At 62.6% G+C, this 20,368-nt stretch carries 17 protein-coding genes; 13 read left to right on the forward strand and 4 right to left on the reverse strand.

The window, feature by feature from the left end; translation table 11 throughout:
* Positions 1–46: 46 nt before the first annotated feature.
* The 6 genes from ACWW1C_RS15800 (at position 47) to ACWW1C_RS15825 (ending at position 8,404) form a co-directional block, all read left to right on the forward strand.
* Positions 47–748, forward strand: a complete 702-nt coding sequence (locus tag ACWW1C_RS15800; RefSeq protein ID WP_455979270.1) for a hypothetical protein — start codon at positions 47–49, stop codon at positions 746–748.
* A gap of 4 nt (positions 749–752) precedes the next feature.
* The gene (locus tag ACWW1C_RS15805; protein WP_455979271.1) at positions 753–1,541 is read left to right on the forward strand and encodes a mannan-binding protein; all 789 of its coding nucleotides are present in this window, start codon (positions 753–755) and stop codon (positions 1,539–1,541) included.
* Positions 1,542–1,547: 6 nt separating this feature from the next.
* Positions 1,548–2,213, forward strand: coding sequence for an Abi-alpha family protein (locus ACWW1C_RS15810; RefSeq protein ID WP_455979272.1), 666 nt, complete (start codon positions 1,548–1,550; stop codon positions 2,211–2,213).
* Positions 2,210–3,475: a DUF445 domain-containing protein gene (locus ACWW1C_RS15815; RefSeq protein WP_455979273.1), complete on the forward strand. Its 1,266-nt coding sequence runs from the start codon at positions 2,210–2,212 to the stop codon at positions 3,473–3,475. The genes ACWW1C_RS15810 and ACWW1C_RS15815 overlap by 4 nt, the downstream gene beginning before the upstream one ends.
* Positions 3,476–3,935: 460 nt before the next feature.
* Positions 3,936–7,493, forward strand: a complete 3,558-nt coding sequence (gene car, locus ACWW1C_RS15820; protein ID WP_455979274.1) for a carboxylic acid reductase — start codon at positions 3,936–3,938, stop codon at positions 7,491–7,493.
* 185 nt (positions 7,494–7,678) lie between these two features.
* A complete protein-coding gene (locus ACWW1C_RS15825) occupies positions 7,679–8,404 on the forward strand; it encodes an alpha/beta fold hydrolase (protein WP_455979275.1) in 726 nt (241 codons plus the stop codon).
* 25 nt (positions 8,405–8,429) lie between these two features.
* Here ACWW1C_RS15825 and ACWW1C_RS15830 read toward each other — a convergent pair whose 3' ends face one another.
* Together ACWW1C_RS15830 and ACWW1C_RS15835 are read right to left on the reverse strand one after the other, a co-directional pair.
* The gene (locus ACWW1C_RS15830; RefSeq protein ID WP_455979276.1) at positions 8,430–10,262 is read right to left on the reverse strand and encodes an acyl-CoA dehydrogenase; all 1,833 of its coding nucleotides are present in this window, start codon (positions 10,260–10,262) and stop codon (positions 8,430–8,432) included.
* Positions 10,263–10,575: 313 nt separating this feature from the next.
* Positions 10,576–11,271 (reverse strand): TetR family transcriptional regulator, encoded by a 696-nt coding sequence (locus ACWW1C_RS15835; RefSeq protein ID WP_455979277.1) that lies wholly within the window; start codon positions 11,269–11,271, stop codon positions 10,576–10,578.
* A 97-nt stretch (positions 11,272–11,368) separates the two neighbouring features.
* On the opposite strand from ACWW1C_RS15835, the gene ACWW1C_RS15840 reads away from it, so the two are divergent.
* Positions 11,369–12,217, forward strand: a complete 849-nt coding sequence (locus tag ACWW1C_RS15840) for an SDR family oxidoreductase (RefSeq protein WP_455979278.1) — start codon at positions 11,369–11,371, stop codon at positions 12,215–12,217.
* A 19-nt stretch (positions 12,218–12,236) separates the two neighbouring features.
* Here the strand turns inward: ACWW1C_RS15840 and ACWW1C_RS15845 are convergent, their stop codons facing one another.
* On the reverse strand, positions 12,237–13,073 hold the full coding sequence (locus ACWW1C_RS15845) for an alpha/beta fold hydrolase (RefSeq protein WP_455979279.1): 837 nt from the start codon (positions 13,071–13,073) through the stop codon (positions 12,237–12,239).
* A 235-nt stretch (positions 13,074–13,308) separates the two neighbouring features.
* On the opposite strand from ACWW1C_RS15845, the gene ACWW1C_RS15850 reads away from it, so the two are divergent.
* Positions 13,309–14,235 (forward strand): alpha/beta fold hydrolase, encoded by a 927-nt coding sequence (locus tag ACWW1C_RS15850; protein WP_455984302.1) that lies wholly within the window; start codon positions 13,309–13,311, stop codon positions 14,233–14,235.
* A gap of 15 nt (positions 14,236–14,250) precedes the next feature.
* On the opposite strand, the gene ACWW1C_RS15855 is transcribed toward ACWW1C_RS15850, so the two are convergent.
* The gene (locus ACWW1C_RS15855; RefSeq protein WP_455979280.1) at positions 14,251–15,681 is read right to left on the reverse strand and encodes a wax ester/triacylglycerol synthase family O-acyltransferase; all 1,431 of its coding nucleotides are present in this window, start codon (positions 15,679–15,681) and stop codon (positions 14,251–14,253) included.
* Positions 15,682–15,941: 260 nt separating this feature from the next.
* On the opposite strand from ACWW1C_RS15855, the gene ACWW1C_RS15860 reads away from it, so the two are divergent.
* The 5 genes from ACWW1C_RS15860 to ACWW1C_RS15880 all read left to right on the forward strand — a co-directional run bounded on the left by ACWW1C_RS15860 (position 15,942) and on the right by ACWW1C_RS15880 (position 20,279).
* Positions 15,942–16,571 carry a TetR/AcrR family transcriptional regulator gene (locus ACWW1C_RS15860; RefSeq protein WP_455979281.1) on the forward strand — a complete coding sequence of 210 codons (630 nt, stop codon included), beginning with the start codon at positions 15,942–15,944 and terminating at the stop codon, positions 16,569–16,571.
* A 166-nt stretch (positions 16,572–16,737) separates the two neighbouring features.
* A complete protein-coding gene (locus tag ACWW1C_RS15865) occupies positions 16,738–17,727 on the forward strand; it encodes a phosphotransferase family protein (RefSeq protein ID WP_455979282.1) in 990 nt (329 codons plus the stop codon).
* A complete protein-coding gene (locus ACWW1C_RS15870; protein WP_455979283.1) occupies positions 17,724–18,752 on the forward strand; it encodes a TIGR03857 family LLM class F420-dependent oxidoreductase in 1,029 nt (342 codons plus the stop codon). Before ACWW1C_RS15865 ends, ACWW1C_RS15870 begins: the two co-directional genes overlap by 4 nt.
* On the forward strand, positions 18,644–19,801 hold the full coding sequence (locus tag ACWW1C_RS15875; protein ID WP_455984303.1) for an alpha/beta fold hydrolase: 1,158 nt from the start codon (positions 18,644–18,646) through the stop codon (positions 19,799–19,801). Before ACWW1C_RS15870 ends, ACWW1C_RS15875 begins: the two co-directional genes overlap by 109 nt.
* Positions 19,802–19,844: 43 nt before the next feature.
* Entirely contained in the window at positions 19,845–20,279 is a 435-nt protein-coding gene (locus ACWW1C_RS15880) for a DoxX family protein (RefSeq protein WP_455979284.1), read from the forward strand.
* Positions 20,280–20,368 lie beyond the last annotated feature (89 nt).

The raw sequence follows: 20,368 nt of genomic DNA on the forward strand, positions 1-20,368 counted from the left end.
ACTGATAGGAGAAATCACCATGCGCAACGGATCAGCATCACGCGACGTGTTCGACGAGATCGTCGCCGAAGAAATCACGCGGGCAGGCAACACCGAGAGCGAGAATGTGCCAAACCCATCTGACATCGAGAGCTCTTCGGACATCGACGAACAGGTCACGGACCTCGGCGATCAGATCGAGGAAAACGATGGACCTGCTTCCGACGAACCCGTCGATGCAGATGCACCAAGTAATTCGGCTGAATCACCGCGACGAACCGGGCACCGTCGGCTGATCCGAGTGTTGGCCGGCGCGTTGGCTGGTCTCATCCTCATCGGCGCGGTCGGGCTCGCCGGCTTCTTCGGCTGGCGCCTCAAGCAGCAAGACGATGTCGCCGCGGCTGGGCGGGCCGCGCTCGACGTCGCGCGTGCCTACGCGGTCACTCTCACCAGCGTCGACAACGCCACGCTCGACAGCAACTTCACGCAGGTACTCAACGGAGCAACAGGCGAATTCAAGGACATGTACAGCCAATCGGCCGCCCAGCTCCGTCAGTTGCTGATCGACAACAAGGCCGTAAGCCATGGCACCGTCGTCGACGCAGCGGTGAAGTCAGCGACCCCCACCAGGGTCGCAATCCTGATCTTCGTCGATCAGTCCATCAGCAATAGCGCCAACCCTCAGCCCCGCATCGACCGCAGCCGGGTCGCGATAACCATGGAGAAGATTGACAATCATTGGCTGGCAAGCAAAGTCGACATCAAGTAACACCATGAACCTGTTACGGACTCGCGCCGCCGCGGCGCTCATCGCTGCAGGTACGGCAATCTCGACGTCGATTGTGACTGGCGGCGCGACAGCGCATGCGACCAACCCCTGCACCGATGCGATCGGTGGAGACTGGAACTTCAACGACGGAGTGTGCACGTCGGCGGTCACCTCGATACGCGAGGCGATCATGACGATGTCGGTGTCCCTTCCTCCCGGCGTCGTCGAAACGCCGGTTCGGGACTACCTCCGCTCCCGTGCTGGCAGCTGGCGCACCAAAGCCGCCACCATGATCCGGGCCAGCGACTCCAGTATCGACATTCAATCGTTCTCACATGGACCACTGAAGTCCTTGGTGGTCCACGAAGTTGAACAGACAGTCGGCAGCACGCCCAACAACTCCTACCGAACCTTCACGTTCAACGTCGGCTCCAACAGACAGTTGCAGCTGGGTGATCTGTTCAGACCGGGTATCGATCCGCTGACTGCGCTACCACCACTGGTGCGGCCCTTCCTCATCGATGCCCTCGATCGCGCTCAGCCCCCGCACGACCCCGGCACCTATCCGTTCACGCCCGACAAATTCGAACCGCAAGCCGACGGCTCCGGCTACGCCGACAACTATCGCGCCTTCGCCGTCACCGACACCGAATTCGTGCTCTACCTACCCGGCTGGCCGATGAGACACGAAAACCCTTATCCCCAGGACCGACTGCAATGGTCTATGGACGGCGGGGCGGTAATCGTGCGGGTACCGCTCGCTGCTCTCGCCCCGATCATGCGGGTGAGCTGAGGGCAAATGACCAACCGCCTGGATCCATTCGGGCTGGCCGACCGTGCCGTTGACGCCGCACGGCTGAGTGTCAGGGTCGCCGGCTGGTGCGAATATCAGGCTCTGACGATATTGCGCGACAGACTTGCGGCAATCGAGCCCATCTCGAAGGCGAGCGAATCAACCACAGGTCCTGCCGCAATATCGCTGCACACCAAAATGCGCATGCTGCTGGATCGGGCCCTTGATCAGGGCACTCATGACAGCCATGTTGAGCTCTATCACCGGCTGCTCGACCAACTGGTAGCCGACGAAGCCCGTATCATCGGGGCGCTGTCGGATGGCTCGGCCTCGCCACTGGTCAACGTGCACGCGTGGACCAAGGCGATCGGTTCCGGCCACACTGTGCTGGCCAATGCCTCGCTGATCGGCCGGACCGCCAATATCGCACTGCCACAGTCGTGTCCGCACTACATCGGACATCTGTTGAACCTCGGCCTCCTCGAGGTCGGCCCCGAAGATCCCGCACTCAAGACCGAATACGAAGTGCTGATGGCCGAGACCATGGTGCTCGACGCCATCAAGCACGCCTCGCGCGGGCCGCTGGCCGCGCGAGTGGAAAAGCTGACCGTCAGGCTGTCCGGAATGGGTGGGGATTTGTGGTCGGCGACGATGGAGGGGGACGTTCGATGAGCGCCGGTACAGTCCTGGCCATCCAAACCTGGGACCAGATCAAGCACGACTTCGGCCTCAACTGGATCATCTATTTGTCGATGCCCATCGTGGCCGCCTTCGTCGGGTGGGGCACCAAGATCGTGGCGCTGGAAATGGTGTACAAGCCGCTGGAATTCGTCGGCATCGGTCCAATCGGCTGGCAGGGCATCGTGCCGCGCCGGGCCGGCAAGGTCGGCTCCAAGACCATCCAGCTGCTCACCGCCAACTTGCTCAAACCCGAAGAGCTGCTTGACCGGGTAAACGCACGCGAGGCCGTCGAGGCGCTACGCGTGCCCCTGACACGGGCGGTCGATGAAATCTCCCGCGACCTTTGCGAAGAAATCCGGCCAGGGTTGTGGGATTCGCTCCCCCAGGCCGGCCGCAACGCCATCCAGAAGCGGGTCACCACCCAATCGCCCGCCATTGTCGAAAAGATGGTCGACGAGATGAAAGCGGACCTCGGCCGCTACGTCGATATGCAATTCATGGCGGTCACCATTCTGGTACGCAACAAGGCCAGCCTGGTGAAGCTGATGCGGTCAGTGGCCGACGACGCCATGAAGTTCATGCGCCGCACAGGCGTCTACTTCGGACTGGGTATCGGCGTGATTCAGATGTTCGCCTGGGGGCTGTTCCACAATCCGTGGATCATGCCGGTGTTCGGTTTCGCCGTCGGCTTCATCAGCGACTACATCGCATTGAACATGCTCTTCCGGCCCGTGCAACCAACCAAGTACCTCGGGTTCATTCCGTTTCAGGGACTGCTGCACGCCCAGCGGGAGAAGATCACCCGCGGCTACGCGAAGATCCTCGCCCAAGACCTCTTCTCGCCTGAGCTCATGATGGACGCCGTTCTCAACGGCCCTGGTGCGGACAAGCTGTTCGCGTTGGTAGCCAAGGAAGTTGACGGCGCGATCGACGCCCAATCCGGTTTTGCCAAGCCGCTCACAACACTTGTCGTCGGAACGGCGAGGTACCAAGGGCTCAAAGACCGGGTCATAGCGCTCGTTCTCGAACGAATTCCTACCACGATGGCTGAGGCGCAGGACTACACCATGGCCGTGATCGACTTGGAGGGCACCATCATCGACAAGATGGGTCAACTCACCAATGATGAGTACGAGTCGATTCTGCGTCCGGTATTCAAAGACGACGAGCCACTGGTGATCGCGGTGGGCGCGATCCTCGGCGGCCTCGTCGGTGAAATCCAGGTTCAACTCATGGAACTGTTCGCGCGATGACAGGTCACGGGCAGCCACGGACGGAACGATGAGCGCCCCGATCTGCCTCGGCCAACTCCGCAGCCACGCGGTCGGCTACCTGGAACGGGTCCTATCCGGCGAAGCATTCGAAGTAGTCCGACAGGGCAGGCGCGTCGCCAGGATCGTTTCGGCCACCGACAACCTCGTGACAACGAACCTCCCAACCGTTGAACGGGCCGTGGTGGCTGGCGGCGGACGAATAAGCCTTCAGGACTTGCGGATTCACGCAGGACGTTGTTTCGATCGGGTCGCAGACGGCGAAACTCTATGGGTCGTGTGGCGCGACCATCCCGTCGCCAAGATCGTATCGATCGCAGAGCCGCCCCGGCTCTAGCCAACGTCCGGCGCACAAAGGCACAGCCACTTTCCGCCAGCTCAAAACAGGACCTGGCCCACCGACAGGCCGACATTCCAAACCAAATTGCCAGGAGGACAATCGATGTCGTCTGACGACTGCAACGCGCGACTTGCAAACCTGATCGCCGATCTATACGCCGACGACGATCAGTTTGCCGCGGCCCGGCCTGACGTGACCATCGCCGCACGGATTGCACAACCAACACTGCGGCTTATCGAACTCGTCCAAATCGTTATGGAGGGCTACGCTCAGCGCCCCGCCCTCGCCCAGCGGGCTGCGCGACACGTGACCGACCCAACGACTGGGCGGGTTTCACTTGAACTCCTGCCGCGGTTCGAGAGCATCACCTACGAAGAGCTGTGGAACCGCGCAAGCCGGCTCGCGACCACGCTGGCCTGCGGACCAGACCCGGCGGTGCGACCTCGAGATCGAGTGTGCCTGTTGGGATTTGCCAGCATTGACTACACAATTGTCGAATTGGCCTTGATCCAGCGGGGCGCGGTATCGGTTCCACTCCAGACCGGCGCGCAGGTGACACAATTGGCGGCGGTGGTCGCCGAGACCGAGCCCACCGTAATTGCCACGAGCGTTGTCGATCTGGCCGATGCCGTCGAGCTGGTGACGAACAGTTCTGCGAGACAGCTCATCGTGTTCGACTATCACCCGGATGTCGACGACCAACGCGACGCGGTGGAGGCCGCCCGTTCGCGCCTGGCGGAAGCGGGCACGGAGAAAGTGCTGCACACCCTGCCCGACGCGCTGGACCGTGCAAACGCCGAACCGGCGCCCATATTCGTACCCGACGACGATCCGCTGACGCTGCTCATCTACACATCGGGAAGCACCGGCACCCCGAAGGGGGCGAGGTATCCCGAGCGACTGGTGTCAAATCTGTGGCGCGGTGCCATCATGGCGACGCTCGCACAGGAATGTCCCCCGCCGTCGATCACCCTCAACTTCATGCCGATGAGCCATGGCGGTGGCCGCGGTCTGCTGTATGGCACGCTCGGCAACGGCGGAATCGCCTATTTCATTGCCAAACGCGATCTTTCGACACTCTTGGAGGATGTCGCGCTGGCGCGTCCAACCCAATTGAGCTTCGTGCCACGCATCTGGGAAATGCTCTACCACAACTTCCGCACCGCGGTGGAACGCCGCTCGTCCGGCCAGGCAGATACGGCCGACATCGAAAGCGCGACGTTGAAGGAGATGCGAGAGAAGGTTCTCGGTGGCCGGTTCACGACCGCGATCACCGGCTCGGCACCCATATCGAACGAAGTCAAAGAGTTTGCCGAAGCGTTACTCGACATCGATCTCATTGACGGCTACGGCGCGACCGAGACCGGGCCCGTGATGCTCGATGGCTACATCCGCCGCCCGCCGGTGATCGACTACAAGTTGATGGACGTACCTGAACTCGGCTACTTCCGCACTGACCGGCCCTACCCACGGGGAGAACTGCTCGTCAAGTCGACGATTCTCTTTGACGGCTATTACAAGCAACCCGAAGCGACCGTCGAAGCTTTTGACGCCGAGGGCTTTTACCGAACCGGCGATGTGATGGCACAAATAGGCCCAGACCAGCTCGCCTATGTTGATCGGCGTCGCAACGTCCTCAAACTCGCACAGGGCGAGTTTGTCACCATCTCGAAGCTGGAGGCGTTGTACGTCAACAGCGCTCTGGTACATCAGATCTACGTTTACGGCAACAGTGCGCAGTCGTACCTCCTGGCCGTTGTCGTGCCTACTGCAGAAGCAATATTTCGGTACAACACCGACGAGCTCACGCGACTGATCGGCCTATCACTCCGGAACACCGCCAAGGCGGCCGGCCTTCAACCGTACGAAATCCCCCGCGACTTCATTGTCGAGCCAACACCATTCACGACCGAGGCGGGCCTCCTCACCGGCATCGGAAAGTTGGCGCGGCCGAGGCTGAAGGAGCGCTATGGCGAGCGGTTGGAACTGCTGTACGAGGAGCTGGCCCAGCGTCAATACGAAGAGCTGCAGGTGCTTCGCGACGGCGCCGCGGAACGGCCGGTCCTCGAGACCGTCCGTCGCGCGACGAGCGCCGTGTTGGGCGTGGACGCCGACGACGTCTCTCCCGATGCGCAATTCAGCAGCCTCGGCGGAGATTCCCTGTCCGCACTGTCATTCGGCAGCCTGCTGCGCGATATATTCGATGTCGACGTGCCGGTTGGTGTCATCGTCTCACCGGCAACGGATATCCGCGCACTCGCCGACCTCATCCACTCGCAGCAGAACTGTGCTGCGAGCGGGACGACGGCAGCAGCGGTCCATGGCCACGACGCCAGCGAGATACAGGCCCGCGATCTCACCCTGGACAAGTTCATCGACTCGCAAACACTCATCGCTGCAGCGACTTTGGCGCGTCCGCGCCGCGAGATCAGAACTGTTCTGTTGACCGGCGCGACCGGCTTTCTCGGACGCTACCTGCTCCTGGAATGGCTCGCACGGCTGGAAGCTGTCGACGGCACGTTGATCTGTCTGGTTCGCGCGACCGATGATGCCGCCGCGCGCAAACGTCTCGACGAGGTCTTCGACAGCGGCGACGCCACACTGCTCCAGCAGTACCAGACGCTGGCCGCGAAGCATCTCGACGTCATCGCCGGGGATAAGAGCGAAGTTGACCTTGGTCTCGACCAGAGCGCCTGGCAGCGGTTGGCCGACACCGTCGATCTGATCGTCGATCCAGCTGCTCTGGTCAATCATGTGTTGCCCTACCCCCACCTTTTCGGCCCCAATGTCGTTGGTACCGCGGAACTGATCCGCCTCGCGATCACCACGAAGCTCAAGCAGTTCACCTACGTTTCGACCATCGGCGTAGTTGTCGGGATCGTTCCAGAAACGTCGACCGAGGAAGCCGACATTCGCGCCATCAGTTCGACCCGCCCACTGGACGACGGCTACGCGAATGGCTACGCGAACAGCAAGTGGGCGGGAGAGGTCCTGCTCCGCGAAGCGCATCAGCTGTGCGGATTACCGGTCTCGGTGTTCCGATGCGACATGATCCTGGCGGAGCCCAAGTACGCCGGTCAGCTCAACGTCCCGGACGTCGTGACGCGATGGGTGCTGAGTCTGGTGGCCACGGGGCTCGCGCCCCAGTCGTTCTATCTGACGGATCAGAACGGAAGCCGTCAACGCGCCCATTTCGACGGCCTGCCGGTGGACTTCGTCGCCGACGCGATTAGCGCGCTCGGCGCGGAGACGACCGATGGTTTCCATACCTACAACGTTTCCAATCCCCACGACGATGGCATCGGGCTCGATGAATTCGTCGATTGGCTGATCGCCGCCGATTACCCAATCCAGCGCATCTCCGAATACCCGGAGTGGCTGCACCGTTTCGAAACCGCGCTGCGGTCCCTACCGGAGCACCAACGCCAGGCTTCCCTGCTGCCGCTCCTGCACAACTATGAACGTCCCGAGGTACCCCTCTGCGGTGCACTGGCCCCGACTGCTCGGTTCCGCACGGCAGTGCGGAACGCAAAAGTGGGTTCTGAGAACGACATCCCACACGTTTCCGCGGAGATGATCGTCAAGTACGCAACCGACCTGCAGCTGCTGGGTTTGTTGGGCACTGCAGAATCAATTCGTTGTTCAACGACCTTGAGGTGACGGTAGTGCCCAACCGCGATTGTTTCCCTCGGCTCTTCGCCCGGTGTCTGGCCTTCGGCAGCGTCCAGGTGACGCCACCATTGCCGAACGGCCGGATCATCCGGCTCGGCGACGGTGAGACCTTCCTGCGTGAGCTGCCCGGCCCGCCCGACTCGATTCCGGTCGTCCTGTTACACGGGGCGTCCATGACCGCCGATGTGAATTATGTCGATGTTTATCAACCGCTTTCACAGTCCCATCGGGTCGTCGCGCCGGACGTCAGGATGCACGGCCGCAGCTCACGCGAAGGCGGATTCACCTTGAAAAGCGCTGCCGACGATGTAGTCGCATTACTCGACGCGCTCGATATCGACCGCGCGATCCTGTGCGGGTTCTCGATGGGCGGCGGCATCGCCGCGGATGTGGTGTCGCGGTACCCGCAGCGGGTCGCCGGTTGCGTGATCTCCGGAACCGCAGCGTGTTATTCGGCGCGGCGGCGGGACCGACGACTCGTAACGGGTTTGAATGCCTTGCGGCGACTGGTGGCCGTCGGCGTCGACCCCTCACCCGGGCCGCTGCTGCTGATGATGACGCGCCGGCGGACCGAGTTGGCGTTGCAACGTCAGGCATGGATGCTCCGCGAATGCTCGCAGAACAAACTGTCGGATATCTTGGCGGTCAACGCTCAGCTGCCCATGGTCGATCTCAGGCCTCATCTCGACAAGGCGCCGGAGTGTCCCAGCGAGTACATTCTGCTCACCCGAGACCACTTGTGCCACCCGCAGTTGCAGCGCGAACTCGCCGACTTGCTGCGCGCGCAGGTCACCCCACTGGTTGTCGGCCACGACGTGCCGATTACCGATCCGGTGCGTTTTGCCGAATCGGTCGTGGCCGCGGTGGCACGGTTGGATGACCGCTTGAGCGCGGGTTGAACTGTACCCAGCGGACGGGCCGGGTTCAGAATGCTTCGACCGCCAGCTCCATCTCGTCGAGTGCCTGACGCTGGATCGACACCGCTGTCGCGGACAGCCGGGGCAGCATGTTCGATGCGAAAAACATTGCCGTCACGACTTTTCCGTCATAGAACGCCTGCTCCTGATCGCGGCCACCACGCTCGATTGCACCGAGAGCGACATCCGCCTGCCACAACAACAGCCAGCCGATGACGAGGTCGCCCACGGCTAACAGGTAAGGCACAGACTGTATCCCGACGCGATAGACGTCCTGCGGATTCGTTCGTGACTGCTGCTGATAGTCGACAAGGGTTGACGTCATCGCGCGAACCTCCGCCAGCGCAGTGCGTAGCTGCTCCACCCCTGCGTCGAGCTGCTCTGGCGGTGGGCCGTCGACGAAGTTCTGCACCTGACTGAGCAGGTGCCCAAGAGCGACACCTTGGTCTCGGATGATCTTTCGGAAGACGAAATCCTGCGCCTGGATCGCGGTCGTGCCCTCGTAGAGCGAGTCGATCTTGGCATCGCGGATGTATTGCTCAATCGGATAGTCCTGCAGATAGCCCGACCCGCCCAGCGTTTGCAGCGACTCGGTCAGGCATTGGTAGGCGCGCTCCGAGCCGACACCTTTCACAATCGGCAACAGCAGGCTGTTGACCCGGCCGGCCAACTCGCTGTCGGCACCCGAAACTCGTTGGGCCACTGACGAATCCTGATGCGCGGCGGCATAGCAGTACAGAGCGCGCAGCCCTTCGGCATAGGCCTTCTGGGTCAGCAGCGACCGACGCACATCCGGATGGGCGATGATGGGAACACGAGGTGCTGTCGAGTCTCCCGAGCGGGCCAGATCGGTGCCCTGCACACGTGTCTTGGCGTATTCCAGCGCGTTCAGATAGCCGGTCGACAAGGTGGCAATTGCCTTGATTCCCACCATCATCCGGGCGAACTCCATGATGTGGAACATCTGCGCAATACCGTCATGCTGGTCGCCGACCAGCCAGCCGACCGCGGGCTCGCCGGCCATGCCGAAACTCAACTCGCAGGTCGCTGACGCCGTCAGTCCCATCTTGTGTTCCAGACCCGTCACGATCACGCCGTTCCGTCGGCCAGGGGCGCCGGTCTGCACATCCGGCAGGTACTTCGGCACGAAGAACAGACTGAGCCCTTTGGTCCCTGGACGCGCATCGACGGGCCTGGCCAAGACCAGATGTGCGATGTTCTCGAACAGGTCGTCCGAATCGCCCGAGGTGATGAACCGTTTGACGCCTTCGATGTGCCAGGTTCCGTCGCTCTGCTCGATCGCCTTCGTGCGCGCAGCGCCGACGTCTGAACCCGCGTCAGGTTCGGTGAGCACCATGGTTGCACCCCATTCGCGCTCCACGCCGAGCTGCGCCCAGTGCTGCTGCTGAGTATTGCCCACCCGGTACAGCACATCGAGCATCGCGGGGCCCACGAGATAGAAGAACGCGGCGGGCAAACTACCGACGAGATGTTCGGTGACCACCGCAGTCACCACCGCCGGGGTGCGAACGCCGCCGATGTCCTCATGGATACCGATCCTCGACCAGCCCCCGTCCATCCACGCGCGCACCGATGCCTTGAAGCTCTCCGGGAGCGTGACGGTGTGCGTCGCTGGATCGAACCTCGGCGCACACCTGTCCGATTCGACAAACGATTCCGCGAGCGGACCTTCGGCCAGGCGCGCTACCTCACCGATCATAGTGCGGACGGTGTCGCCGTCGAGGTCAACGAATTCACCTGTAGCCAAGACGTTTTCCAGGCCCAGCATCTCGAACAAGTTGAACAGCTGGTCGCGAACATTGGACCGATAGTGCGTCATGGATCTCCTGCCCCTCATAAACACATGACCGCTTATTGACTGAGTACCCGGTCAATGACCTTAATCGAACCATACGGCTCGATCCCGTATGGCCGAGCGATCGCGGCTCAGCCGCGACGGTGCCGGAGTTGGCGATGCGCAGCAAAGGAATTGAGCGCAGCGCGTTACTGGATCTTTCGGCCGCAATGTTACCTCGACGGACCTCGACCACGACGAAGCAAGTAAAGGGTGGACCGACTGTTATCGGTCACGTCCGAAGGACGTCGCGTACTGGAGCTTCGGATAGACCGGACCCACCGATCCGGTTCGGCAATCAGCTCGCCGCAGCGTCAGTGTCCTCGTAAAGCCCGACAAGAACGTCGCGCGTGACTGTCGCGACGTGACCTGCAGGGTCCGTGAGGGTCGCAAGACCATATCGATCGACCAGTAACCCACCCAGAAAGGTGTCGACGAACGCCGCACCGACCTGTTGCGCCGTGAGCTCGCCATCGGGATCGAACCACACCCACATCAGCTGCAGCGAACTCCACAGCTGTATGGCCGCCAAATCGACGTTCACCGGCCGGAAAATGCCGTCCTCTGTGCCCTGGCGAATGAACTCTTCGGTCATTCTCACCAGCGCTCGCCGGCTATCGCGCACTTTCTGGAAGTCCGGGTCGAAGGCCAGTTTCGCCACTTCGCGCTGGCTCGCAACAGTCAGGTCCCGGTCGGTGGTGAACAGCATTGCGGCGAAGTAGACCACGGCAGCAACACGCTCGTCAGCTCGGGTCAGTCGCGTGCGCATCTCCTCGAAATGTGCGATGTGCCGGGCGGTGCAGTTCTCCTCCAACTCGCGCAACAGCTGAGCCTTCGAACCGAAGTGGTAAACGATTGTCCCTTGTGACATCCCCAACTCCGATGCGATATCACCGAAATTGGTTGCGTGATAACCACGTTCGGCAACATGCCGAATGAACGTATCGAGGATTTCCTTACGCCTGCCCGACGGTCGAGGCACCGTACCTCCCATGACGTTGACTGTGCATCGACTCGATACTAACTCCGGCCAATCACTATCGGAGCAGTTGACCGACTATGCGCTCGGTCAGGTTTTATAGGGTGTGCGCATGACACTGTCCGGGAAGACCATGTTCATCTCCGGTGCCAGCCGTGGCATCGGCCTGGCCATCGCCAAGAAGTTCGCGGCTGACGGCGCCAATGTGGCCCTGCTCGCCAAGACCGCCGAGCCCCATCCCAAACTCGAGGGCACCGTGTACACCGCGGCCAAGGAGATCGAAGAGGTCGGTGGCCAGGCGCTGCCGATCGTCGGCGACGTGCGCGACCCCGACTCGGTCACCGCCGCGGTGGCCCAGGCCGTCGAGCAGTTCGGCGCCATCGACGTCTGCGTGAACAACGCGTCGGCCATCAACCTCGGCTCCATCGAGGAAGTGCCGATGAAACGCTTCGATCTGATGAACGGCATCCAGATCCGCGGCACCTACGCCGTCTCGCAGGCCTGTATCCCCCACATGAAAGGCCGCGAGAATCCGCACATCCTGACCCTGTCGCCACCGCTGCGACTGGAGTCCGAGTGGCTCAAGCCGACCGCCTACATGATGGCGAAGTACGGCATGACGTTGTGCGCGTTGGGCATCGCCGAAGAAATGCGCGAGGCCGGAATCGCCTCGAACACCCTGTGGCCGCGCACCCTGGTCGCCACCGCCGCAGTACAGAACCTGCTCGGCGGTGACGAGGCGATGGCCAAGGCCCGCAAGCCCGAGGTGTACTCCGACGCCGCCTACGCCGTCTTCAACAAGCCGGCCCGCGAATACACCGGACAGAGCCTGCTGTGCGAGGACGTGCTGCTGGACTCCGGCGTCACCGACCTGTCGGTGTACAACTGCGTGCAGGGCGGCGAACTCGGCGTCGACCTGTGGGTCGACACCCCCGACCCGCCCGGATACACGGGCAGGTAGGTCAGTCCACCGGTCTGCCCTAGCGGTCAGTCGTTGCACCCTCCTCCGATTGCGGTGCGCAACAGCTGACCGCTACGCGGTTGTCGGCCCCCAAGAGGTCGACACTTGCACGGATCTCATCGATCACACGCTGAGGATCTTCCGCCCACATCAGATGCCCCACACCGCTGAGCACGATGGCGCGGCCGCGCGGTACTCGGGCGGCGGTCGCCAGCTGGTCGGCGACCGACAGCACGATGTCATCGGCACCGATGATTGAGCAGACCGGCACTGACAGCGACCCCAGCTCGTCGAACTGAGAGAACTTCGAGCCACCGCCGGTCAGCCAGTCCGTCCACGCATCCACATTTGCACTGCACGAGTCCTCAACCAAGTTGTCTATGGCGGCCATCGGCGGATTCTTGCTCGTCGCTGCGTAGGCCAGGCGCAGGGCCTCAGAGTTGCCGTGCAGGCGCGCCATTGCCGCGCTCATGGCTTCCGTCCCGTCATCGATCACTCCCTGAGCCGGGAACGGGACTATGCCGATCACCGTCCGCACCGCCTCTGGGCGATCCAGGGCCATGCGCAGTGCCACGCCGCCGCCCATGGATGCACCGATCACCGAATACTGGTCAATACCCAGCTCGTCCAGGACACTGTGGGCAGCGGCGGCGAGTGCTGGAATTCGGCAGTCGTTTCCTGCGGCCGCCGACCGGCCGAAGCCGGGAAGGTCAATGAGGATCGAGTGGTAGTCGCCGAATGCCTCAACGAGCCCTTGATGGCCGCGCGTGGACGAGCCGAACCCGTGGATCCACACCAGGTGGTCACCGCCGGTCCCACGCTCTTCGTAATAGATCCCCGCAGCACTGCTCGGCATTGGCCATACCCCTCTGGTTGGTCTCTCAGGCCCGCGATATCGCTTGTATGTAGACGCATCTCCAAGACGGGCGCGAAGGGTCGTGACCCGGCTGTCAGCGTCCTGGCAAACAAGTAACCATGGCGCGAATCGTGGCCCGGTCTTGTCGCGTTCTGGTTGACTGAGTGCACAGTTAGTAACCATACTTGAGCCTGTGCCGATAGGCGCCCGACCAAGCAACCACAATGAGGTGACCATGCTGCCCAGCCATGAGCGTTTGTCTCAGTTCCTCGCTCAGTGCCTGAGCTTCGGCCACACGCAAGTGACACCACTGCTGCCCGGCGGCAGAATGATCCAGCTCAAGGGACGCGGAAAAACGTTCGTGCGTGACGTTCCCGGCCCGCCCGACTCAGTTCCGATCGTGCTGCTCCATGGCTGGGGGATGACCGCAGATGTGAACTATGTCGATGTGTATGAACCGCTTTCGGCCACGCACCGCGTCATCGCACCGGACATCAGAATGCACGGGCAAGGTCCCCGTGACCGCGGGTTCACCGTCACCGACGCTGCCGACGACGTGATCGCGTTACTGGATGAGCTCGGGATCGAGCGCACGATCATATGCGGGTTCTCCATGGGCGGCGTCATCGCCGCCGACATCGTCACGCGCCATCCCGCACAAGTCGCAGGAACGGTGGTCGCAGCGAGCGCGGCCTGCTACCGGACCCGCTGGCGCGACCGACTGATCTTCGCCGGACTCAACGCTCTCCAACCCTTACTAGCGGTCGGGATCGATCCGCCCCCAGGACCGCTTGTGCTCGCCGGAGCCCGCGGTAGGACCGACACGGCAATGCAACGGCAGCGATGGATGCTCGGCGAACTGATGCGAAATCGGTTGTCGGACATCACATCAGTGAGCGGCCACGCCCAGAATGTCGATCTGCGGCCCCGCTTGGCCGCAGGGGCCAAACGGCCGAGCGAATACCTGCTGCTGAATCGCGACCGCGTGTGCCATCCGCAGTTGCAGCAGGAGCTTGCTGACCTATTGGGCGCGCACACGACCGCACTCGACCTTGACCACGACGTCGTCGTTGCAGATCCGGCGCTGTATGCGCAACTGGTCGTGGCCGCGGTGGCTCGGTTGGATGCACAACTGGAGTCCGCCCAAACAGTGTCAGCCTGAGTTCCGCGTCGGCCGTCAGCTCAATAGCGCCTTCTCCGCGTCCTCCAGGGCCTCGACCAGATAGACGGACAGCCGCTGAGAATGCGGAACCGCGTCTGGGCATGCCGTGAACGTGAAGCAGAGGTGGTCGTTCCAACTGGTGACAGTCACCACCAAGGCCTGGCCGTTGGTGATGATCGTGGTCGCATGCAGCGCTTCGGCCAGGGCTCCGTTCCAATACATCGGCACGTCAACCCCGGGCACGTTGGACAATCCCACGTTGAATGCCGGCAAAAGATGGCCCGTGCCGGTGAGCGTCGTTGCCAGGAACGGCAACAACATCAACGAGCTGTAGTTCATCGCGTCTTTGTTCAGCCCCAGCAGGTGATCCTTGCCCGCACGCGTGGACCGCACCACCCGCTTCGCCCGCTCATCGATGTCATCGATGTCGGTGGCCAGGTCGGCGAAGATGAAACTGATGACGTTCCCGGCATCTTCCGACGCAGCCTCATCAACGGTTGCCCGCAACGACGCCAGCACGCCGCCGACGAGGGTGCGATCCGGCAGCGCATCGTGCTCAATCAGATAGCGTCGAACCGCCCCGCCGAACACCGTCGCGATCGCGTCGTTCAACGTACCGTCGATGCGCCTCGCGATCGACCTGAGTCGGGCGAGCTCGACACGCTGAGTGGAAATCCGTCGACGCTGTGTTATCCGATCATTGAAGAGCGTCCGGGGTGGAGAGTACGGCGCCACGAGACCGTCGCCCGATCCGAAACCCGCGGCAACGGTCTTGGCCACGGCACCGCCGATCGACACGGCCGATTCTCCGACGCCCACAGCCACGTCGACGGCCCCCTGCGCCGCGCCGACGACCTTTCTGAGTAGCGACGTCTCGTCTTCTTTACCGCGCTTTCGTTGTGGTGCTTTGGATTTAAGTGCCGGCGCGCTGACCCATAACGGAGCAGCATCGGTTTGCGTCGGGTCTTCCGACAACCAACTCCGCAGTATCTTGAGGACGGTCATGCCGTCGACGAGGGAATGGTGAACCTTGACGAACAACGCGAAGCGGTCCTCTTGGAGTCCCTCGATGAGGTGGACCTCCCAAGGCGGTCGGCTCAAGTCGATCGGGTGGGTAGCGAGGCGCGACACCACCAAGGCAAGTTCCAATTCACTGCCCGGCCGAGGCAATGCTGAGTGCCGAAAGTGATAATCGAGATCGATGTCGTCGGGCGCCAGCACGTCCCATGCGGGAACCGCTTTGTCCGTCAACGACTTCGACAATCGCCAATTGAAGCGCGTGCGGGTAACCGGGAACCCCCGCATGTGCGCGGCGAGTCGCTGCATGTAGTCCGGCGGTGAGCCGGCCGGCTCCTGGAAGATGATCAGAATTGTGCCGTGCTGAGGCGATTCGTGCCGCTCCATCCGGATGAAGCCCGAGTCCAGCAACGTCATGCGCTTCTTCATGCGGGTTCGCTCTTTCGTAGAACTGCCGATTCGATGGTCGGGAAATCCCCCAGCGCAACAGCGCTTCCGGCCCACCAACGGGCAGGGCCCAGTACGGCATCGTGAACGCTCCGGCGGCACTGCAGAATCCAGAGCAACCGTGGGTCCTCCTCTAGATAACTGAGCGCACACTCAGCGTAGTCAACAGACATCGAGAGTGGAAGCGGAAAATATTCACCCAATCGCTTCCCCGTTAATTGAATAAACTGTATGTTTAGCGAATGTCCGCCGGATACATAGTCTTCGACCGCCCCTCAACCATCGCGCGGCGTCGGACTACCACCGAACACCGCATTCTCGAAGCCGCAGCCGCCGTACTTGTCGGCGGCACAAGGTTCTCCGATCTGACGGTCGAGATGGTCCTTGAGTTGGCAGGCGTGTCGCGGGCGAGCTTCTATAAGTTCTTCGCCGACAAGGCCGCGCTGGTTCTGCGCCTCGCCGAGCCGAGCATTGGCGAGGCGGCACAAGCGTCAACAGACTGGTGGCACGGCATGCCAGCTTCATCTTGGCATGGCCTGGCCGCGACAGTTGCCCACATGCTGACTATCGGACGCGCGAATACCGAACTGTGGCAAGCATATTTCGATGCCGCAGCCGCGGACCCAGACGTCGATGAAGCCTTGCGCGGAGCCATGGAAGGCCACGCAGCAATGGTGGCACAACGCATTATCGTGCTGCAGGACCAGAACTTGGCCACTTCAGAACTACAGCCAATTCACTTGGCCCGCTTCATGATTCGCACCACATTCACTTCACTGGTCGACCATTTGCAGCACGGAGATCGCGACGTCGATGAGGCGATCACCCGCACCCTCGGACGTTCGCTCTGGTTCGGCGTGTTCGGACACTGAGAGCTCGCCAGCACAGACTTTCTGATTGATCATTCAAGACACGGGACTGCTTAGGAGTCGCATGGCCACGAACGGGAAACCTCGCATCGTAGAGACGGTCGACGAACTCACCGCAGACTGGCTTACCGCCGCGCTGGAATCTACGGGACGCCTAGGCGGCGCCCGCGTGACGGACGTTGAAGCGGTCGCGATCGGTACCGGTCAGATTGCGATCTCCACGCGGCTGACGCTCACCTATGACCGCCCGACCGATGCGCCCCTGACCATAGTGGCCAAGACCGGTGAGACGGACGTCGCCATGCGTGCGGCGTTGAAGCGCCACCTCGCCTACGAGCGTGAGGTGTCCTTCTACCAGGAGCTGCAGCCGTTGCTCTCAGTGCGAACGCCTGAGGTCTACTATGCCGACATCGACACCGACGCATACATTTTCGTGCTCCTCATGGAGGACGTGGCGCATGCGGACCAGGGTGATCAGATCGCCGGGTGCTCAGTGCCGCTCGCTGCCGCAGCCGTCGATGAACTCGTCGGGCTGCACGCGCCATTGTGGTGCGACGCGTCGCTGGCGGAGCGGCCGTGGCTGTATGGAGACAAGGAGCGCGAGCGCCGGTTGCGCGTCGACGTGATGCCGACGATGTGGGCCGGATTCAAAGAGCGCTACGCCGACCGGCTCAGCGATGACACCGTGCGCGCCGGGGAGCAGTTCATAGCCGGGCTCAATGGCTACGTTCGTGCCGACGATCAGCCGTGGACCGTGGTGCACGGCGACTATCGCCTCGATAACTTGCTGATCGCACCGACGCCCGACGGAACACACGACATCACCGTGCTCGACTGGCAGACCTGCACGGTCGGCAACGCCATGCTCGACGTCGCATACTTCATCGGCGGGGGTCTGTTGCCCGACGACCGCCGCGCCCACGAGGAACGGCTGGTGCGTGACTATTTCGACAAGCTGGTAGCCGCGGGCATTGCCGACTACAGCTGGGATCGCTGCTGGACGGACTACCGGCGCCACACCTGGGCGGGGTTGTCGGTGGCCATCTTCGCCTCCATGCAGGCGCGGCGCACCGAGCGCGGCGACCACATGTTCATGGCGATGGCGGACCGCCATGCCAAGCACGCGTTGGACCTCGATGCGGCGTCGGTGACGGCATGACGCAAAACGAGGAGCTCGGTTTCTACTTGCTGGCTGGGCATGCCCCGAACCCCCGCGCGCTGCTCGATGAGATCCGTGACGCCGAGGACATTGGATTCGGCGCAACATTCATCTCGGAGCGGCTGAACCTCAAAGAAGCGGTGACCCTGTCCGGCGCCGCGGCCGCGGTATCGGAAAACCTTCGGATCATCACGGGCGCAACCAATCACAACACCCGCCACCCACTCGTCACGGCCGCGTACGCAACCACGATGCACCGGTTGACGGATGGGCGGTTCACGCTGGGGATCGGACGCGGGGCTGACTGGTTCTTCGACGCTCTCGGGCTCCCCCACATCACCACCGCACAGCTCGAGGATTTCGTCGGCTTGATGCGCAGGCTGTGGAAAGGCGAAACCGTGGTGGGCCACGACGGCCCAGTCGGGCGGTTCCCACTCCTAAGGCTCGACCCGACGTTCGACGAGGACATCCCGATGGCTTTCGTCGCGTTCGGGCCGCGCTCGCTGCGGCTCGGTGGGCGGCTCTTCGACGACGTCATCCTGCATACCTATTTCGCCGACGACACCCTGAAGCGGTGCGTCGAGACGGTCAAGACCGCCGCGGAACAGGCTGGGCGCGAACCGGATTCGGTCAGAGTGTGGTCGTGCTTCGCCACCATCAGCGACGATATTCCCGAAGAGCAGCGCCTACGCAAGACTGTCGGCCGACTGGCAACCTATCTGCAGGCGTACGGCGATCTGCTCGTCAACACCAACCACTGGGATATCGCCGTACTGGACCGTTTCCGCGCCGACTCGGTGGTCGCGGGCATGAACGGTCCGATCGACACTGTCGCGACTTCCGATCAGATCGAGCACATAGCCGGGATGATCCCGCCAGAGTGGCTGGCACCCTCGGCGACCGGAAGCCCACAACAATGCGCCGATGCAGTCAAAGGCCAGTTCGCACTCGGCGCCGATCGCGTCATCATGCACGGAGCGTCACCGTCGGAACTCCGTGCCGTCGTGGCCGCATACCGAAGCTGAACGAGGAGGATACGTTGTCCCACACATTATTTCGTGTGTTGACCGTAGCAACACCGGCACTTGCAGCGAGCGGGTGGGCATGCGCGCACCGCGCGTCGCGCGGACGACGCGGGAGAGCGCCGGAAAGCTACGCGTTCGGCCCGTTCGTTGCGCCTGCACAGTATTCTGCGCGGACCGTCAAAACGCTGGACGGCACCCGCCTGCACGTGCGGGAGTACGGTCCCTCTGACGCACCACCGATCGTGCTCATCCACGGTTGGTCGTGCTCGATCGAGGTCTGGTACGCGCAAATCAACCGGCTGTCAGCGGACTGTCGGGTCATCGCCTACGACCAGCGCGGCCATGGCCGCAGCGAGGCCGGTGGTCCGCCGTTCGCTGCAGGACACCTTGCCGACGACCTCGCGGCGGTGCTGGCCGAGACCGTATCCCGACCCGCCACCCTGGTCGGGCACAGCATGGGCGGCATCACGATCATGGCCTGGGCGGAGAAGTATCCGGACCAGGTGCGCAACTACACGAACGCGGTGTTGCTCGCATCAACCGGTGCGAACGTCGCGCGCGAACACGCTACTGCGGTAGCCGAGCAGAGCTGGCTCCAGCGCGCGATGACCAAGGTGTCAATGATGCCGCTGCCAAATCCGCCGAAGCGGTTGAGTCGCAGGGCATTCCGGCAAGCGGCACTTTCCGAATCGGCCTCGTCGGACCTGGTTTCGCTGGTCCAGCACATTGTCTATCAGTGTCCGACGCGTTCACGTGTCGGATGGGCGCGCGCGCTTCGGACGACCGATGTGTCCGCGGGCGTACCTGCCCTCACCGTCCCCACCACCTTCCTGTACGGGACGAGCGACTCACTGGTACCGCCACCGGTTGCAGATCGAGTCGTCGCACAACTGCGTGAACCGGGCTATCTCGACTCCGTCATCGCGTTGCCCGGCATCGGCCATGGCATCAACATGGAGGCATTTGAACAATTCAACGCAGAGATCATCCGGCTGCGCGCAATAAAATCAGACGAATCGCCGCAGCCGGCGACGGCCGGCGCCGACTGAATCGCAGCGCGTGTCTGAGAAGCTGACACCCAGGGAGTTTTGCATGTTTACGCTCACCAGCCCGTCATCCGAACGCACGTCGCAGCGGGTCACCCGGGTCGCACTCGGCGGTGTGATGACGTTGGCGGGGATTGCACACCTGACCTTCGCGCGCAAAGATTTTCAAGCGCAGGTGCCCAATTGGTTCCCCCTCGACGCCGATCTCACGGTACTCGGTTCCGGCGTCGTCGAGATCGCACTCGGCCTTGCGCTGTTGAGTCTCCCCCGCAAGCGGCGGATCGTCGGGCTTGCGCTTGCCGCATTCTTCGTCGCGATATTCCCAGGCAACATCGCGCAGTACGTCCAGGGCACCAGTGCATTCGGTCTCGACACCGACGCCAAACGCCTACTTCGGTTGTTCGGTCAGCCGTTGCTCGTCGCGGCCGCATTGTGGGCGGCCGGACTCCCCGAGCGCCCCAGGGACAGTCCGAAAGAATGAATCGCGCGCGTGCCGCCTGCGATGGAGCACCTGGCTGACCAGACACAGAACTGCCCCTTTCTGTGTCGAAAGGGGCAGTTCCGTATGTG

This window comes from Mycobacterium sp. HM-7, assembly GCF_053852335.1.

Excerpts from the sequence above, each read along its gene's own strand:
- ACWW1C_RS15845 (WP_455979279.1), bottom strand. The coding sequence starts at position 13,073 with ATGCCGAGCAGTGCTGCGGGGATCTATTACGAAGAGCGTGGGACCGGC.
- ACWW1C_RS15860 (WP_455979281.1), top strand. The coding sequence starts at position 15,942 with ATGTCCGCCGGATACATAGTCTTCGACCGCCCCTCAACCATCGCGCGG.
- ACWW1C_RS15810 (WP_455979272.1), top strand. The coding sequence starts at position 1,548 with ATGACCAACCGCCTGGATCCATTCGGGCTGGCCGACCGTGCCGTTGAC.
- ACWW1C_RS15880 (WP_455979284.1), top strand. The coding sequence starts at position 19,845 with ATGTTTACGCTCACCAGCCCGTCATCCGAACGCACGTCGCAGCGGGTC.
- ACWW1C_RS15850 (WP_455984302.1), top strand. The coding sequence starts at position 13,309 with ATGCTGCCCAGCCATGAGCGTTTGTCTCAGTTCCTCGCTCAGTGCCTG.
- car (WP_455979274.1), top strand. The coding sequence starts at position 3,936 with ATGTCGTCTGACGACTGCAACGCGCGACTTGCAAACCTGATCGCCGAT.
- ACWW1C_RS15815 (WP_455979273.1), top strand. The coding sequence starts at position 2,210 with ATGAGCGCCGGTACAGTCCTGGCCATCCAAACCTGGGACCAGATCAAG.
- ACWW1C_RS15875 (WP_455984303.1), top strand. The coding sequence starts at position 18,644 with ATGCGCCGATGCAGTCAAAGGCCAGTTCGCACTCGGCGCCGATCGCGT.
- ACWW1C_RS15855 (WP_455979280.1), bottom strand. The coding sequence starts at position 15,681 with ATGAAGAAGCGCATGACGTTGCTGGACTCGGGCTTCATCCGGATGGAG.
- ACWW1C_RS15840 (WP_455979278.1), top strand. The coding sequence starts at position 11,369 with ATGACACTGTCCGGGAAGACCATGTTCATCTCCGGTGCCAGCCGTGGC.
- ACWW1C_RS15825 (WP_455979275.1), top strand. The coding sequence starts at position 7,679 with ATGACCGCCGATGTGAATTATGTCGATGTTTATCAACCGCTTTCACAG.
- ACWW1C_RS15830 (WP_455979276.1), bottom strand. The coding sequence starts at position 10,262 with ATGACGCACTATCGGTCCAATGTTCGCGACCAGCTGTTCAACTTGTTC.
- ACWW1C_RS15835 (WP_455979277.1), bottom strand. The coding sequence starts at position 11,271 with ATGGGAGGTACGGTGCCTCGACCGTCGGGCAGGCGTAAGGAAATCCTC.
- ACWW1C_RS15805 (WP_455979271.1), top strand. The coding sequence starts at position 753 with ATGAACCTGTTACGGACTCGCGCCGCCGCGGCGCTCATCGCTGCAGGT.
- ACWW1C_RS15870 (WP_455979283.1), top strand. The coding sequence starts at position 17,724 with ATGACGCAAAACGAGGAGCTCGGTTTCTACTTGCTGGCTGGGCATGCC.